Origin of the sequence: Streptomyces sp. NPDC094032, assembly GCF_040303965.1 — a bacterium.
Lineage (GTDB): Bacteria > Actinomycetota > Actinomycetes > Streptomycetales > Streptomycetaceae > Streptomyces.
Genome location: NZ_JBEOUE010000023.1, coordinates 96,401 through 112,284 on the forward strand (window position 1 = coordinate 96,401; position 15,884 = coordinate 112,284).

The 15,884-nt window shown below is 73.1% G+C and carries 15 protein-coding genes; 10 read left to right on the top strand and 5 right to left on the bottom strand.

All coding sequences use genetic code 11. From position 1 onward, the window contains the following. Positions 1 to 29: 29 nt before the first annotated feature. From ABTZ54_RS27605 to ABTZ54_RS27615, 3 genes are all read right to left on the bottom strand, one after another. A complete protein-coding gene (locus ABTZ54_RS27605; RefSeq protein WP_351668126.1) occupies positions 30 to 1,583 on the bottom strand; it encodes an alpha/beta fold hydrolase in 1,554 nt (517 codons plus the stop codon). 125 nt (positions 1,584 to 1,708) lie between these two features. Further along, a complete protein-coding gene (locus ABTZ54_RS27610) occupies positions 1,709 to 2,878 on the bottom strand; it encodes a L,D-transpeptidase (RefSeq protein WP_502997322.1) in 1,170 nt (389 codons plus the stop codon). Between the two features lie 129 nt (positions 2,879 to 3,007). Then, the gene (locus ABTZ54_RS27615; RefSeq protein WP_351668128.1) at positions 3,008 to 4,279 is read right to left on the bottom strand and encodes a pentapeptide repeat-containing protein; all 1,272 of its coding nucleotides are present in this window, start codon (positions 4,277 to 4,279) and stop codon (positions 3,008 to 3,010) included. Between the two features lie 171 nt (positions 4,280 to 4,450). Between ABTZ54_RS27615 and ABTZ54_RS27620 the strand changes: the two genes are divergently transcribed. Further along, a complete protein-coding gene (locus tag ABTZ54_RS27620) occupies positions 4,451 to 5,704 on the top strand; it encodes a cytochrome P450 (protein ID WP_351668167.1) in 1,254 nt (417 codons plus the stop codon). On the opposite strand, the gene ABTZ54_RS27625 is transcribed toward ABTZ54_RS27620, so the two are convergent. Beyond that, positions 5,667 to 6,407, bottom strand: coding sequence for a hypothetical protein (locus ABTZ54_RS27625; protein ID WP_351668130.1), 741 nt, complete (start codon positions 6,405 to 6,407; stop codon positions 5,667 to 5,669). The two genes, ABTZ54_RS27620 and ABTZ54_RS27625, sit on opposite strands and share 38 nt — an antisense overlap. Before the next feature lie 106 nt (positions 6,408 to 6,513). On the opposite strand from ABTZ54_RS27625, the gene ggt reads away from it, so the two are divergent. Further along, entirely contained in the window at positions 6,514 to 8,334 is a 1,821-nt protein-coding gene (gene ggt, locus ABTZ54_RS27630) for a gamma-glutamyltransferase (protein ID WP_351668132.1), read from the top strand. A gap of 4 nt (positions 8,335 to 8,338) precedes the next feature. Here ggt and map read toward each other — a convergent pair whose 3' ends face one another. Further along, the gene (map, locus tag ABTZ54_RS27635) at positions 8,339 to 9,106 is read right to left on the bottom strand and encodes a type I methionyl aminopeptidase (RefSeq protein ID WP_351668134.1); all 768 of its coding nucleotides are present in this window, start codon (positions 9,104 to 9,106) and stop codon (positions 8,339 to 8,341) included. A gap of 33 nt (positions 9,107 to 9,139) precedes the next feature. On the opposite strand from map, the gene ABTZ54_RS27640 reads away from it, so the two are divergent. The 8 genes from ABTZ54_RS27640 (at position 9,140) to ABTZ54_RS27675 (ending at position 15,832) form a co-directional block, all read left to right on the top strand. Further along, positions 9,140 to 9,391: a helix-turn-helix domain-containing protein gene (locus ABTZ54_RS27640; protein WP_351668136.1), complete on the top strand. Its 252-nt coding sequence runs from the start codon at positions 9,140 to 9,142 to the stop codon at positions 9,389 to 9,391. A gap of 110 nt (positions 9,392 to 9,501) precedes the next feature. After that, complete coding sequence (locus ABTZ54_RS27645; protein WP_351668138.1) at positions 9,502 to 9,801, top strand: hypothetical protein; 300 nt, start codon at positions 9,502 to 9,504, stop codon at positions 9,799 to 9,801. Positions 9,802 to 9,927: 126 nt separating this feature from the next. After that, on the top strand, positions 9,928 to 11,139 hold the full coding sequence (locus tag ABTZ54_RS27650) for an alginate lyase family protein (protein ID WP_502997323.1): 1,212 nt from the start codon (positions 9,928 to 9,930) through the stop codon (positions 11,137 to 11,139). Between the two features lie 10 nt (positions 11,140 to 11,149). Then, positions 11,150 to 11,551, top strand: a complete 402-nt coding sequence (locus tag ABTZ54_RS27655; RefSeq protein WP_351668141.1) for a PPOX class F420-dependent oxidoreductase — start codon at positions 11,150 to 11,152, stop codon at positions 11,549 to 11,551. Positions 11,552 to 11,620: 69 nt separating this feature from the next. Continuing rightward, on the top strand, positions 11,621 to 12,898 hold the full coding sequence (locus tag ABTZ54_RS27660) for a UL36 very large tegument protein (protein ID WP_351668142.1): 1,278 nt from the start codon (positions 11,621 to 11,623) through the stop codon (positions 12,896 to 12,898). Positions 12,899 to 12,953: 55 nt separating this feature from the next. Then, positions 12,954 to 13,457 carry a DUF6584 family protein gene (locus ABTZ54_RS27665; RefSeq protein ID WP_351668144.1) on the top strand — a complete coding sequence of 168 codons (504 nt, stop codon included), beginning with the start codon at positions 12,954 to 12,956 and terminating at the stop codon, positions 13,455 to 13,457. 255 nt (positions 13,458 to 13,712) lie between these two features. Beyond that, positions 13,713 to 14,555 carry a nitrilase-related carbon-nitrogen hydrolase gene (locus tag ABTZ54_RS27670; RefSeq protein ID WP_351668146.1) on the top strand — a complete coding sequence of 281 codons (843 nt, stop codon included), beginning with the start codon at positions 13,713 to 13,715 and terminating at the stop codon, positions 14,553 to 14,555. Beyond that, entirely contained in the window at positions 14,552 to 15,832 is a 1,281-nt protein-coding gene (locus ABTZ54_RS27675) for an aspartate aminotransferase family protein (protein ID WP_351668148.1), read from the top strand. Before ABTZ54_RS27670 ends, ABTZ54_RS27675 begins: the two co-directional genes overlap by 4 nt. Positions 15,833 to 15,884 lie beyond the last annotated feature (52 nt).

Sequence of the window (15,884 nt, forward strand, 5' to 3'; positions counted from 1 at the left end):
GGCCCTGCCCGCCCGGCAGCAGCCGGTGATCACTCCGCCCGCAGCGGGACCGACACGTAGGACGGGTCGGCCGTGGGGGAGGAGAAGGTCAGCTGCGCGCCGGTCGGGTTGTGCTCGATGTAGAGCGGGTCGACGGTGTCGACGACCAGGGCGAGCCGGTGCCCGGCGGGCACGTCGTACGCGGTGGAGAACAGGTCCAGGTCGACGGCGAAGGCCTTCCCCGGGGTCCGGTCGTGGAAGGTGTACGGGGCGTTGGTCACCAGCTTGCCGACGCCGAGCGGGCCCACGTCGTAGAGGTACGCGACGAAGGTGCCGCTCCCGGCGGTCGGGGTGACCGTGGTGTGCAGCGTCGCGGTGCCGCGCACCCGCTGCGCGGTGGCGTAGCGCTCGGACTGCCAGACGCCCGCGAAGGCGCGGGGGAGCAGGGGGATCGACGCGGTGGGCGGCGCCTGGAAGAACTGGTCGAGGAGGTTGGAGAGCATGACGATGCCGCCGTTGGCGCCGGAGTCGACGTTGGCCCAGACGTGCTCGGAGTCGGCGAGCGCGAACTTGCGCCGGTTCGCGTTGACCGACTTCCAGTCCGCGTACCCCTCGTAGCCGGCGTCGGAGCGCGGCTTGAGCTGGACGGGCCGCTCGCGGTCGATGCCGTTGTCGGCGCCCTTGAGGTAGTGGTCGAACCAGCGATGGGCGTTGGTCCAGGTGTCGTTGGGCAGCCCGAGCAGTCCGGTCGCCTCGGCGGTGGCGTGGTCGCCGGGGCGGAACTCCAGCCGCTTGGGGCCGCTGAACTTCTCGTAGAAGCTCGCGAACTGGTTGGGCGGGAAGATGGTGTCGCCCCAGGCGTTGCCCAGCATCAGGGCCGGGCGGTTGGTGTTGAGCGCGTCGAGGTAGGTGGTGGCGGAGCGCTCGCGGCCCCAGGCGATCATCTCGTCCTCCTTGTCCAGGTTGGACGAGAGGAAGTCGCTGAGGATCGACCGGAGTTCGGGGCCAGGGCGGCCGGTGAGGTAGCCGGCGCCGCCGAGCAGGGCGGCGGCCTGGAGGTGCTGGGTGCGCCCGCTGTAGATGGAGTCGATGAGGTCGGCCCAGCCGCTGAGCGCGGCGACGGCCTTGATCCGCTTGTCGTGCGCGGCGGCGAGCAGGCTGATCCCGGCGCCGTAGGAGACGCCGGCCATGCCGACCTTGTCCGGGTCCGCGGGGGTGTTGGCCAGCGCCCAGTCGACGACCAGGGAGGCGTCCGCGATGTCCTTGGGGCCCGCGGTCTCGATCTCGCCGCCGGACTGCCAGAAGCCGCGCGAGTTGTAACTCACCACGACATAGCCGGAGTCGGCCAGCTTCTGGGCCTGGGCGAGGTACTCGACCTGGGGCATGGCCCAGCTGGTGGGGAGCACGATCACCGGGTAGCGGGCCGAGGCGTCGGCTCCGGCCGGGGTGACGACGTTGGCCTTGAGGACGGTGCCGCCGTCCCCGGCGATGTCGACGAAGCGGAGGGAAGAGCCGGTCTCGGCGGCCTGGACGGCGGGGGCGAGCCCGAGGGCCGTCCCGGCGACGAGGGCGGCCGAGACGGCGAAGGCCAGGGCTGTGCGCACGGGTCACTCCTCACTGGTTCACTGAAGGGGGGGCAGTGAAAGTGACCCGACGGTAACCGTGGCGGCTTACTCAAGGTAACTGGTCGGTAAGTTACGCGAGGGTAACGATTGGTGGACTGTCCACGTCACCGCAGCGCGCTCTTGCCCTGCCACTCGGCCCACGAGAGGTTCCACTCGCCGTAGCCGTTGTTCAGCGCCTGCGTCCCCTTGGCGTCGGATCCGGTGATCTCGAACGGGTCGCCGACCTGCACCTGGTCGTACACGGCCTTCGCGTTCGCGTCGCTCATCCCGATGCAGCCGGAGCTCTTGTTCGCGTTGCCGAAGTACGCCGCGTTCCACGGGGCCGCGTGCGCGTACATCCCCGACCAGGTCAGCCGCATCGAGTAGTCGACCATCTTGTCGTACGCGTCCCCGAGCCCGACCGTCTCGGAGCGCATGTTGATCGTGCCCTCCTTGGACATCAGGACCGTCTTCCCGCGCCAGGAGGCCTTCTCGCCGCCCGGCGTGCCGGCCGACATCGGCATGTCCGCGACCTCCTGCCCGTCCCGCAGCAGCCGCAGCCGGTGGTTGTCCAGGTCGACCTTCACGACCTGGCTCCGGCCGATGGTGAACGTGGTCGTGTAGTCGCGCACGAACCAGCCCCCGGCGCCCGAGTCGACCCCGTTCAGCTCCGCGTCCAGGGTGACCTTCGTGCCTGACTTCCAGTACTCCTTCGGGCGCCAGTCGACCCGGTCCTTGCCCGACCAGTCCTGCATCCAGCCCCAGGAGCCGACGGTGCCGTTCGAGGTGGTGACCTTCAGGCGCCGTTCCACCTCGGCCTTGTTCTTCACCGGGTGGTCGAAGACGATCGACAGCGGCTGGCCGATGCCGACCGTGGTGTTCTTCCCGGGCGCCAGGCTCAGCTTGTTCACCTTGTCGGCCGCGGCCGTGCCGAACGACGCCGTCGCGCTGCCCCCGTCGGCGACCTGGGCCGCCACGGAGTACGTCGTCCCCGGCGCGGCCGGCCGGTCCGACGTCCAGCTCGCCCCGTCGGCGGCGACCTCGCCGGTCAGCTTCCCGCCCTGGGAGTCGGTCACGGTCACCTGCGTCAGCCGCTGCCCCTCGGCCGCCCGCACCACGACAGGCTTGCCTGGGGCCGCCTGGGTACCGGTCAGATTCACCGACACGCGCACCGGTGGCGTCTCCCGCGCCGCCTCTCCCGCCCCGCCCTTGCCGCCGGACCCACCGGAACAGGCCCCGAGCGTGAGGGCCAGGGCGGTGGTGGCGAGCAGGGCGGGGACGGGTATGCGGCGCACGGGGACTACCTCCGGTGAAGATCTCTTACGGGGGGAGAGAGTCCTGGATACCGGGAGTGGTTCCGAAAATATGGACTATTTCCGGGATGTCGGATGTGAGATGGGCGATACGGGGCGGGGCGAGGGGCGTCAGCGCTGGGGGAGCGGGTGGCCGGTCGCGTCGGCCGGGATCCCCTTGGCTCCGGTGAGATCGGCCCCGTCGAAACGGGTGGAATACCGCACCGTCCCGGTCAGATCGGCACCGCTCAGGTTGGCGCGCGACAGATCCGCTTCGAGCAGCCAGGCGTCCCGGAGGTCGGCGCCCTTCAGGTCGACGCCGGAGAGGTTCGCCCGGTTGAGGAACGCGCCTCGCAGCGAGGCGCATCCGATCCGATCCGGTTCCGTACCCGTGGCGGCCGGGCCCCGTGCGGGCCCCTGGGCGTGCAGGACGAGCGTCTCCCGGTCGCAGAAGCGGACCTTGCGCAGGTCGAGCGCCTCAAGCGCGGCTCCGGCCAGGTCGGCGCCCGCGAGGTTGACGCCGTCCACCGACCTGGAGCAGGGGGCGATGCCCACGCAGAACGTCGCCTCTCGCAGATCGGCCCGTTCGAAGTTCGTCCCACTGAGTCTCGCGCGCGCGAGATAGGCCTTCTGGAGGCTCGCGCGCGCGAGGGCGGCGCCCGCGAGGTCCGCGTCGTCGAAGGAGGCGCCGGTGAGGTTCGCGCCGATCAGGTCGGCGTCGCCCAGCTTCGCGCGGTCGAAGAGGGCTTCGGAGAGGTCCGCGTCGGCCAGCCGGGCGCCCGTCAGCCTCGCTCCGTCGAAGCGCGCACCGGCCAGATCCGCCCCGGCCAGGTCCACGCCGCTCAGGTCGGACCCGGTCGGCACCGCGTTCCGCAGGTGGACGGACCGGTCCTGGTACGCGTACGTCGGCTTCCAGTTCGGCAAAGCCGTCCCGCTCAGGTCGACCATCAGGCCGCCGTCCCGGTCGGGCCTGCGGCGGACGAGCACGTTCGGGGCGGCGCTGACGTCCGGGGGAGGGGCGGGCGCGGTGGCCGGCAGGGGCGCGTGGCGCCGTACGTACGCGGACAGGACGGAGGCGACCGCGGGCTGGTCCGCCGCGGAGTCCTTCATGATGCGTTCCAGCGCGTAGATCCCGCCGAGCCGGACGTCCGTCGAACCCGATCCGAGGTTGTCGATCGCGGCGTTGAAGCGGGTCGTGATCTGGCCCTCCTCGGAGATCCGCAGCTCCTTGCCCGTCTGGCCCACCTGGAGCCAGGTGAACAGCAGCGCGGCCACCGCCGCCAGGCCCGGCAGGCTCAGCAGGAGCAGGGTCAGCCGGGGCGAGGCGGCCTCGGGCCGGGACGCCTCCGTCCGGCGGCGGGCCGCCGCCCGGCGAAGGCGGCCGAAGCGGCGGGTCCTGGTCATCCCGCCATTGGCCCACGGCGGAAGGATCCGGCGAGGGCCGCCACACCGCGGCTCCCCCCTATCGGGGGACGGGCGCACGCCACGCGCCGTAGCGGGCGGAGCGCGATGTCCCGTCCACGCCCCGGCGCCGCGTCCGCCTGTCATGATGGACGCGGCATCACCCTGAAGGCGATGGAGGCGGTGGGGAAAACGAGCGGCGCACCCGACGTCTTCGACCCGAGGCTCTACGCCGACGGCATCCCGCACGACCGGTTCCGAGTCCTCCGCGACCACCACCCCGTCGCCTGGCAGGACGAGTACGAGGTGCTCGGCTGGCCCGCCGGGCCGGGCTTCTGGGCGGTTACCCGGCACGCCGACGTCGTGCGCGTCCTCAAGGACCCCGCCGGTTATTCCTCGTACCTCGGCGCCACCCAGATCCGCGACCCCGACCCCGCCGACCTGCCGTTCATCCAGCGCATGATGCTCAATCAGGACCCGCCCCACCACGGGCGGTTGAGGCGGCTGGTCAGCCGGGCCTTCACGCCCGGCAGGACCGAGCGCTTCGCCGACACTGCCCGGCGGCGGGCCCGCGCGCTGCTGCGCGAGGCGCGGGAGGCGGGCGACGGCTTCGATCTCGTACGGGACGTCACCGACGACTACGCGCTGCTCAACCTCACCGACCTGCTCGGCATGTCGCCGGGCGACCGCGATCTGCTGCACGCCTGGACCGAGCGGGTCATCGCCTACCAGGACCCGGACGAGCCACCCGTCCTGGACGCCGACGGGCGACCGGTCAACCCCCGCTCACCGGCCATGCTCGCCGAGATGTTCGACTACGCGCAGGCGCTCGCCGACTACAAGCGCGACCACCCCGCCGACGACATCATGACCGTGCTCGCGCACTCCGAACTCCAGGACGCCGAGCTGGAGATGTTCTTCTTCCTCCTCACCGTCGCGGGCAACGACACCGTCCGCAGCGCCGCCCCCGGCGGGCTGCTGGCCCTCGCCGGAGACCCCGACGAGCGGCGCAGGCTGTGGGACGGGGCGGTGGACGTCGACACGGCCGTCGGTGAACTCCTGCGCGTCCACCCGCCCGTGCTGCACATCCGGCGCACCGCCGCCCGCGACACCGAGCTGGCCGGGGTGCCGATCGCCGCCGGGGACAAGGTCGTCGTCTTCCACGCCTCCGCCAACTTCGACGAGCGCGCCTTCGCCGACCCGTACCGCCTCGACCTCTCCCGTACGCCCAATCCGCAGGTCTCCTTCGGCGACGGCCCGCACGTGTGCCTCGGCGCCCACTTCGCCCGGCTCCAACTCCGGCTGCTGCACGAGGAGATGCGGGAGGCCTGTGTGGACCTGGAGACCGCAGGGCCGCCCCGCCGCCTGGTCTCCCACTTCATCAACGGGATCAAGTCGATGCCGGTGCGGGTCGGCTGGCGGGGATAGGGGTCAGCGCCCGCCGGGTCACGTCGGCGACGAGCTCGACGACATCGGGGCCGTACGCCTGCGAGTTGACCACCTTGAGGAGCAGGACGAAGCTGCCGCCCCGGTGGGTGCGGGCGAGGCGTTCGTGGTGCCGGGCCAGGTAGCGGGTGGCCGCCTGGTTGGTGATCGCCCGCTGGCCGCAGAAGAGGAAGACCGGGCGCCCGCCCTCGCCCGCGGTGACCCGGGCGAGCAGGACGTACTCGGACACCCCCGGCTCCATCCGGTAGCGGTCCTCCCCGATCCGTATCGCACCCCGCTCCTCCACCGGCTCCCGCTCCACGCTCATGGTCAGACCCGGCAGGAGCGAGGACAGATGCGCGGCCATCCGGCGATTCGAGCCCGGACCGCCGACGCAGAACTCCGTGCGGTCGCCGAAGCCGAGCTGGGCCAGATCGTGCTGGACGATCTGCGCGTGCGCCCCGCAGTCCTTGATCAGCGCGGCGAGTTCGAGCAGCGCGGAGACGTCGAAGCGGTGCACGGCGCCGTCGTTGCCCGCCTCCCGGTTGACGACGAGCAGGCACTCCGAGTGGTGGGGGAGGCCGAAGAAGGCCTGCTTGCGGCGGAGCCGTCGTCGCCAGAGATAGGTGCGGGTGAGCCAGCCGAGGGAGCCGCTGACCCCGGTGGCCAGCACGCCCAGGACGACATTGCGCAGGTCTTCGTTCATGGGCGCGCATGCTAGCGGGGGAACATGCGCCCGTTCGAGAGGTCGTCCTGACGGGAGCCATGGGCAGAAGTTACGCTGCGCGGACGGGCGTTGACTGGAGGTACGGATGCAGTCTCGGACGCGGCGTTCCGCCGCACGGAACCTGTCGGCTCTCACCGTCGTCGCGACGGTGCTCTCGGTGGGTGCGGCCGCCCCACCGACGGCGGCGGCACCGGCGCAGGCGCCGCCCGCCAAGGTGCCCGTCGCCAGCGGCTGGGGCGGGGCCGTGGCCAGCGTCGACGCGGACGCCTCCGCCGCCGGAATCGAGGTGCTCCGCAAGGGCGGCAACGCGGTGGACGCCGCCGTCGCCGTCGCCGCGGCGCTCGGCGTGACCGAGCCGTACTCGGCCGGCATCGGCGGAGGCGGCTACTTCGTCTACTACGACGCCAAGTCCCGTACGGTGCACACCGTCGACGGGCGCGAGACCGCGCCCCGCTCCGCCGACGCGAACCTCTTCGTGGAGAACGGCAAGCCCATCCCCTTCGAGGAGGGCCAGACCAGCGGCCGCGGCGTCGGCACCCCTGGCACCCCCGCCACCTGGGACACCGTGCTCGACGCCTGGGGCAGCAAGCCGCTGGGCAGGCTCCTCGAACCGGCTGAGCGGCTCGCCCGCGACGGCTTCACCGTGGACGCGACCTTCCGCGCGCAGACCGCCGCCAACGAGGCCCGCTTCCGCGACTTCCCCGCCACCTCCGAACTCTTCCTGCCCGGCGGGCAGTTGCCCGTGGTCGGCGCGACCTTCAAGAACCCCGACCTGGCGCGGACCTACGCGAAGCTGGGCCGCGAGGGTGTCGGCGCGCTCTACCGGGGCCCGCTCGCCCGCGACATCGTGAACACCGTCCAGCACCCGCCGGTCCGCCCGGACGCCACCCGCGTGGTGCGCTCCGGCGACCTGACGGAAGAGGACCTGGCCGGGTACGACACGATTCTGCGCAAGCCCACGAAGGTGTCCTACCGGGGGCTCGACGTCTACTCCATGGCGCCTTCCTCCTCCGGCGGCACCACCGTCGGCGAGGCGCTCAACATCCTGGAGGGCACCGACCTCGCCCGCGCCTCCCAGGCCCGCTATCTGCACCGCTACATCGAGGCCAGCCGGATCGCCTTCGCCGACCGGGGCCGCTGGGTCGGCGACCCGGCCTTCGAGGACGTCCCGGTGCGCGGGCTGCTCTCCCAGCGGTACGCCGACTCCCGGGCCTGCCTGATCCGCGACGACGCCGTCCTGACCAGCCCGCTCGCGCCCGGCGACCCGCGTCATCCGGCGCCCTGCGCGAGCGGCGGGACGGCGGCGCCGACCACGTACGAAGGGGAGAACACCACCCATCTGACGGTCGCCGACAAGTGGGGCAACGTCGTCGCCTACACCCTCACCATCGAGTCGACGGGCGGCAGCGGCATCACCGTCCCGGGCCGCGGCTTCCTGCTCAACAACGAGCTGACCGACTTCTCCTTCGCCGCGGCGAACCCGGCCGTCCACGACCCCAACCTGCCGGGCCCCGGCAAGCGCCCGCGCTCCTCCATCTCGCCGACGATCGTGCTCGACAAGACCGGCCGGCCGGTGCTCGCGCTCGGCTCGCCGGGCGGCGCGACCATCGTCACCACCGTGCTTCAGACCCTCACCGGGGTCGTGGACCGGGGCCTGCCGCTGGTCGACGCCATCGCCGCGCCCCGGGCGAGCCAGCGCAACCAAGCCACCACGGAACTCGAACCGGCCCTGTGGAACAGCCCGCTCCGCGCCGAGCTCGAAGCGATCGGCCACGGCTTCCGGCAGAACCCGGAGATCGGCGCCGCGACCGGCGTCCAGCGCCTGCCGGACGGACGCTGGCTGGCCGCCGCCGAGACCGTCCGCAGGGGCGGCGGCTCGGCGATGGTGGTCCGGCCGGCTCCCTGAACGCCTACAGCGCGGTCAGGATGCGCGGCCCCTCGTCCGTGATCGCCACGGTGTGCTCGGCGTGGGCCGCGCGGGAGCCGTCGAGGGTGCGGATGGTCCAGCCGTCCCGTGCCGTGTAGTGGTCGTCGCGGCCGCCGCCGATGAGCATCGGCTCGATCGCGATCACCATCCCGTGCCGCAGCGGCATGCCCCGGCCCGGGCGTCCCTCGTTGGGGACGCCCGGGTCCTCGTGCATCGTGCGGCCCACGCCGTGACCGCCGAGCCCGTCGGGGATGCCGTATCCGGCGCGGCGGCAGACCCGGCCGATCGCGTGCGCGATGTCGCCGATCCGGTTGCCCACCGTCGCCGCGGCGATCCCCGCCTCCAGCGCCTCGTACGCCGTGTCGACGAGCCGGGTGTCCTCGGGCCGGGCCCGGCCGACCGTGAAGCTCACGGCCGCGTCGCCGACCCAGCCGCCGAGGATCGCGCCGCAGTCCACGCTGACCAGGTCGCCGTCGGCGAGCCGGGCGTCGCCCGGGACGCCGTGCACGATCGCGTCGTTCACCGAGAGGCAGACCACCGCCGGGAACGGCACCGGGGCCCACTCCGGGTGGTAGTCCAGGAACGGCGATCCCGCCCCCGCCCCGGCCAGCACCTCGCGCGCCACCCGGTCCAGATCGTCCAGCGCGACGCCGGGCGCCGCCTTCTCCCGTACGGCCGCGAGGGCCTGGGCCACCACCCGGCCCGCCTCGCGCATCGCCAGCAGGGTCGTATCCGTCTTGATCTCCACCATGCCAATTACTATACCGGTATTAGAATGGGTGACATGGTACGCACCCCTCTCACCCCGGAAGAGCGCGAGCGCGGCGAACGCCTCGGCACGCTGCTGCGCGAGGCCCGTGGCGGGCGCTCGATGGCCGAGATCGCCGCGGCGGCCGGCCTCTCCGCCGAGACCCTCCGCAAGATCGAGACCGGCCGGGCCCCGACCCCCGCCTTCTTCACCGTCGCCGCCCTCGCCGGAGTCCTCGGCCTGTCGATGGACGAGCTCGTCAGGCGCTGCGCGTTGGTGGCCGTGTAGAGCCCGAGTGGACCGGCCGCGACGGAGGGGGGAGGCTGGAGACAAGCGCGTCCGGGTGTACCGAGGACGTACCGAACGGAGCCTCCGCCCGGTCGGGAAAGGCCGGCGTCATGCGCATGCTGCTGAAGGTTGAGATGGACACCCCGGCCTCCAACGAGGCCATCAAGGCGGGCACCCTCCAGAAGACGATGGAGGCCACGCTGGAGAAGCTCCGCCCCGAAGCCGCCTACTTCACCGTCGAGGACGGCTGCCGGACGGCGTACCTCTTCTTCGACCTGGCCGAGCCGGCCGACCTGCCGGTGATCTCGGAGCCCTTCTTCATCGGGCTCAACGCCAAGGTCCACTACTCGCCGGTCATGAACCCGGAGGACCTGCGCAAGGGGCTCGCCGCGATGTCGTTCGGCGGCTGACCGGGCCGACCCGGCCGACCCGGCTGACCGGCCATCGGCCTAGCAGCGGATGCGTGGCGGGATGGCGCGGGCCACCTTGGACGCGTGAACCGTCGTCAGAGGCTCCTCCCCGCCGGGCGCGTCCGCCTGGTCCACGCCGCCGCGTGCGCCGCCGCCTGCGCCGCGCTGCTGCTCGCCGCCACCGGCTGTGGCGCGAAGCCCGGGGCGCCCGAGGCCGCCGCGCCGCCCGCCGGCACCGCGCCCGAGCACTTCAGGCACCCCGGAGTCCTCGTCGGCGGTGCCCAGCTGGCGGCCGTCCGCGCCCATGTCGCCGCCGGAAGGGAGCCCTGGAAGTCCGCGTACGAGAAGATGCGCGCCAGCAGGTACGCCGCGCCCGACTACACCCCGCACCCCGCGAAGGTCGTCGCCTGCGCCTCCAACGCGGGCACCGACGCCTGCGTCGCCGAACGCGAGGACGCCATCGCCGCGTACACCCAGGCCCTGATGTGGTCCGTCACCGGCGAGCGGTCGCACGCCGACAAGGCCGTCGAGATCATGGACGCCTGGTCGGGGACGGTCAAGCAGCACACCCGCGACGACGCCGACCTCCAGACCGCCTGGTCGGGCTCCTCCTGGGCGCGCGCCGCCGAGATCGTGCACGCCGGATATCCCGCCTGGAAGCAGCCGGAGGTGCAGCGCTTCAAGTGGATGCTGCGCAAGGCCTATCTGCCGGAGGTCACCGCCCAGGTCCCCGACTACAACGGCAACTGGGAGCTCGCCATGACCGACGCCGCCATCGGGATGGCGGTGTTCCTGGAGGACCGTACGGTCTTCCAGGACGCGGTACGGCGCTACCGCGCCCGCGTCCCCGCCTACTTCTACCTGGCCTCCGACGGGGCGCTGCCCAAGCGTCCGCCCGGCGGGACCATCGACACGGCCGACGAGCTGGCCACGTACTGGTTCGGGCAGCGCACCTACCGCGACGGCCTCGGCCAGGAGACCTGCCGCAACTTCATGCACATCGGCTACTCCCTCGCCGCCACCGCCCACATCGCCGAGACCGCCTGGCACCAGGGCCTCGACCTCTACCGCGAGGAGGCCGACCGGCTCGCCGCCGCCCTGGAGTTCCACGCCCGCTACCAGCTCGGCGAGGCCGCCCCGCGCTGGCTGTGCGGCGGCCGGATCACGCGCACGATGGGCCCCGACGTCGAGGTCGCCCTCAACCACCTCCAGGGGCGGATGCACCTCGCGCTGCCGCAGACCTCGAAGCTGGCGCGGAGCCAGCGGCCCGGCGGCACCGACGACCTCTTCGTGGCCTGGGAGACCCTCACCCACGCCGCCAACCCGACCCCTGCGTAGGCTCCCTGGCATGACGCCCGACACGATCCCCGACGAGCTGCGCCACGGCCGCTACGTCAGCCTCACCACCTTCCGGAAGAACGGCACCGGGGTCGCCACCCCCGTCTGGTACGCGGTGGACGGCGACGCGCTCTACGCCTGGACCCGCACCGACTCCTGGAAGGTCAAGCGGCTGCGCCGCGACCCCCGGGTCGTGGCCGCCGTCTGCGACATGCGCGGGAACGTGGCCGAGGGGGCCGTCCGGGTGGAAGGCACCGCCCGGCTGGTGACGGGGGAGGAGCTGCGGCGGGTGCGGCGGCTGCTGTCCCGGAAGTACACCTGGCAGTTCTGGGTGATCGACTGGCCCGCGACCCTCGCCCGGCTCGGCAAGCGCCCGCACACCGGGATCGTCGTGAGCTTCCCGGGCTCCTGACCGAAAACTCTGCGTAGCCGTCCCGTAACACGACTGCGGTCCAATGCCGGTGGACCGAAAGGCAGTGGAATGACGGTGCATCAACTTCCGGTGGAGCTCGTCGCGTTCACCGGCTGGCTGAGCGAGCTCGCCGGCCGGCTCCGGCCCGGCGGTGGCTGGTACGGGGTCTTCGCCGCCCGCGACCCCGACGGGCTGCGCGCCTGCTTCGACGGTACGGAACTCCCGCCCTGGGACGTCGTCGAGTCCCTGCTCCAGGACCTCGGGGAACCGCCCGGCGCGCCCCGGGCGGTCCGCGGCCGGGCCCTGCACCAGGCCGCGGCGGCCGCCCGCGACCGCGCCCCGGGGGCCGCGTCCACTCTGGCCGACCGCCTCCACTCGATGGAGCGCGAGGCCCACGCCGCCGCAGCCCGGGTCCACCGGCTCGCCGACATGCCGGGACCCGAACTGGCGTGGGCCCGGGACGACCTGCGCCGGGCGCGGGCGCGGGTCGTGGAGCTGGCGGGGCGGCTTGAGCGGGTGGAGGCTCGGGGGGCGGCGGGGCCCGTGCCTGGGCTGGGGCCTGGGCCTGGGGCCGCGCCCGCGCCGAGGCTGGCGCCCCCGCCCGCGCCCGCGCCAGGGCCCGCGCCGACGTCGGCCCCGCCCCCGCCCCAGTCCACGCGCCGCCCCCGGGGCGCCCGCTACGCGTGGCTGGACTCCGCCGACGGCGGCCAGGCGGCGGCCGTCCCCGAGCTGCCCGTCGGCGGCGCGCCCCCGCGCGGGGCCCGGTTCGGCGGCGCGCCGGGCGCGCCCGCGCCGGCGCCCGTGCCGGCCGCCGACCCCGGGCAGGCGGAGCGCGCCGCGGGCAACGCCGTCTACGCGCTGCGGCGGCTGCGTGCACAGGGGCGTGGTGGCGACGCGCACGGGCTGCTGTGCGAGGCCCTCGCCGGGCCGCCCGGCTGGCTGCCCGCCCTGGCGGCCGAACTGCACCGCGCCGGGCTGGCCGCCGACTGGGCCACCCTGCTGTGGGAGGCCGCGTCACTGCCCCCGGCCCGGCTGGCCGCCGTCGCGGGCGCCCTCGCCGACGCGGGCCGCCCGCACGACTGCGACCAGCTGCTCCGCCAGGGCGTGGCCCGCCCCGTGGCGGAACTGGCGGGCGCCTGCGCGGTCCTGTCCGCCGAGGGCCATCACGCCGAGGCGCAGGCCCTGCTCGCCGCGTTCCTCCGGGCCCGTACCCCGGCGGACGCCGCCCGCCTGGCCGCCCTCGACCCGGCCGCCCTGACCCCCCGTCTGCTCGCCGCCGCCCGTGCCGTCTCCCCGTCGCGCGAGCGCGATCTGCTGCACGCGCTGCGGGTCGCGGGCCTGGCCTGAGGCGGCTGCGAAAAACCGTTCGATCGTGCTCCGGCCGTAACGGAAGATGCTGGTCATGACCTCGCACGACACCCTCGCCCGCATCGACGCCGACCTCGCCGCCGGCCGCGTCCCCATGGCGCGCCAGCGCCTGCGCGGCCTCATCGGCTCGTTCCCGGACGACCTGGCGCTGCGGCGCCGGCTCGGTGAGGTGTACCGGCTGTACGGCGAGCCCGCCGAGGCCGGCCGGTGGACGTACCTGGAGGAGGACCGGGACCCGGCGGAGACCGCCGCCTTCGAAGCGCGCTACCACGCCCCGCACCGCAGGATGCGGGCCCTCGCCTGGCGCGGCCCCGAGGCGGCGGCCGGATCCGCCTTCGCGCGGGCGCGGCTGGCCGAGGTGCGGGAGGAGTGCTCCGGGGCGCTGGGGCGGCCGGTCGACTGGGACATGCTGTGGGCGGACGTCGAGCCCGACGCCGAGGAGGGCGGGAAGGGCGTGCTGGCCGGCGCCGGCTGTCTCCTCGTGGTGCTCGCCATGCTCGGGATCTGGGTGTACGGGCTCGTCGCGCTCTTCCGCTGACGCGCGGGAGCCTCGGGAGTCTCGGGAGCCGTAGGAGTCTCGGGAGCCTCGGGAGTTTCGTACAAGGGCGCGATCGTCCGGAAACGGACGTGTCGGTAGGTGTCCGACGTGGACCACTCGGGTATGAAACATGATCGACTCCGCCGGTTCACGGCAGTGGTCTTGCTCCGGGCTGTGACGGGGCTTACGTTCTCCTCCTACGCACCGCGTCTACGTGCGTAGAGGCTCTCTGACGCCGTGCCGAAGGAGCAGCTCATGACCGATGTCGTACGCGCCGCGCTCGTCCAGGCGACCTGGACCGGCGACACCGAATCCATGATCGCCAAGCATGAGGAACACGCCCGTGAGGCGGCCCGGCAGGGGGCGAAGGTCATCGGGTTCCAGGAGGTGTTCAACGCCCCGTACTTCTGCCAGGTGCAGGAGCCCGAGCACTACCGCTGGGCCGAGCCCGTGCCCGACGGGCCGACCGTCAGCAGGATGCGGGAGCTCGCCCGGGAGACCGGGATGGTGATCGTCGTCCCGGTCTTCGAAGTAGAGGGCGCCGGTTTCTACTACAACACCGCCGCCGTCATCGACGCCGACGGCAGCTACCTCGGCAAGTACCGCAAGCACCACATCCCGCAGGTCAGGGGCTTCTGGGAGAAGTACTACTTCCGTCCCGGGAACGCCGGCTGGCCCGTCTTCGACACCGCCGTCGGCAAGGTCGGCGTCTACATCTGCTACGACCGCCACTTCCCGGAGGGCTGGCGCCAACTCGGCCTCAACGGCGCCCAGTTGGTCTACAACCCCTCCGCCACCTCGCGCGGCCTCTCCGCCTACCTCTGGCAGCTCGAACAGCCCGCCGCCGCCGTCGCCAACGAGTACTTCGTCGCCGCCATCAACCGGGTCGGCCAGGAGGAGTACGGCGACAACGACTTCTACGGCACCAGCTACTTCGTCGACCCCCGCGGGCGGTTCGTCGGGGAGGTCGCCTCCGACAAGGCCGAGGAACTCGTCGTCCGCGACCTCGACTTCGGCCTCATCGAAGAGGTCCGCCAGCAGTGGGCCTTCTACCGGGACCGCCGCCCCGACGCCTACGACGGGCTGGTGCGCCCGTGAGCAGCCTCTACGCCCGCCACCGCGCCGTCATCCCCGACTGGGTCGCCCTCTACTACCGCGACCCCGTCGAGCTCACCCACGGCGAGGGCCGCCACGTCTGGGACGCCGAAGGCAACCGCTACCTCGACTTCTTCGGCGGCATCCTCACCACGATGACCGCCCACGCCCTCCCCGAGGTCACCAAGGCCGTCGCCGAACAGGCCGGGCGGATCATCCATTCCTCCACCCTCTACCTCAACCGCCCCATGGTGGAGCTCGCCGAGCGGATCGCCACCCTCTCCGGCATCCCCGACGCCCGCGTCTTCTTCACCACCTCCGGCACCGAGGCCAACGACACCGCCCTGCTCCTCGCCACCGCGTACCGCCGTTCGAACCAGATCCTGGCGATGCGCAACAGCTACCACGGGCGCTCCTTCTCCACCGTCGGCATCACCGGCAACCGCTCCTGGTCGCCCACCGGCCTCTCCCCGCTCCAGACCCTGTACGTGCACGGGGGCGTGCGCAACCGCGGCCCCTACGCCCAGTACACCGACGAGCGCTTCACCGAGGCCTGCGTCGCCGACCTCGAAGACCTCCTCGGCCACACCCGGGACGTCGCCGCCCTGATCGCCGAACCCGTCCAGGGCGTCGGCGGCTTCACCTCCCCGCCCGACGGCCTCTACGCCGCGTTCCGCCGCGTCCTGGACCGGCACGGCATCCTCTGGATCGCCGACGAGGTGCAGACAGGCTGGGGCCGCACCGGCGACCACTTCTGGGGCTGGCAGGCGCACGGCCAGGCCGGGCCGCCCGACATCCTCACCTTCGCCAAGGGCATCGGCAACGGCATGTCCATCGGCGGGGTCGTCGCCCGCGCCGAGATCATGAACTGCCTGGACGCCAACTCCATCTCCACCTTCGGCGGCTCGCCCGTCACCATGGCCGCGGGCCTCGCCAACCTCACGTACCTCCTCGAACACGACCTCCAGGGCAACGCCCGCCGCGTCGGGGGGCTCCTCATCGAACGGCTGCGGGCCGCCGCCGCGGGAGTGGAGCACGTACGGGAGGTGCGCGGCCGCGGCCTGATGATCGGCATCGAACTCACCGAGCCGGGCACCGACCGTGCCGCCCCCGACGCGGCCACCGCCGTCCTGGAGGCCACCCGCGCCGGAGGCCTGCTCATCGGCAAGGGCGGCGGCCACAACACCAGCGCCCTACGCGTCGCACCCCCACTCTCGCTCACCGTCGCCGAGGCCGAGGAGGGCGCCGCCATCCTCGAACAGGCCCTCAGATCCCTCTAGGGCCCCCGCGACCACCAGACCGCACCCGACCCGTCCAGTTCGCAGGGGAGAA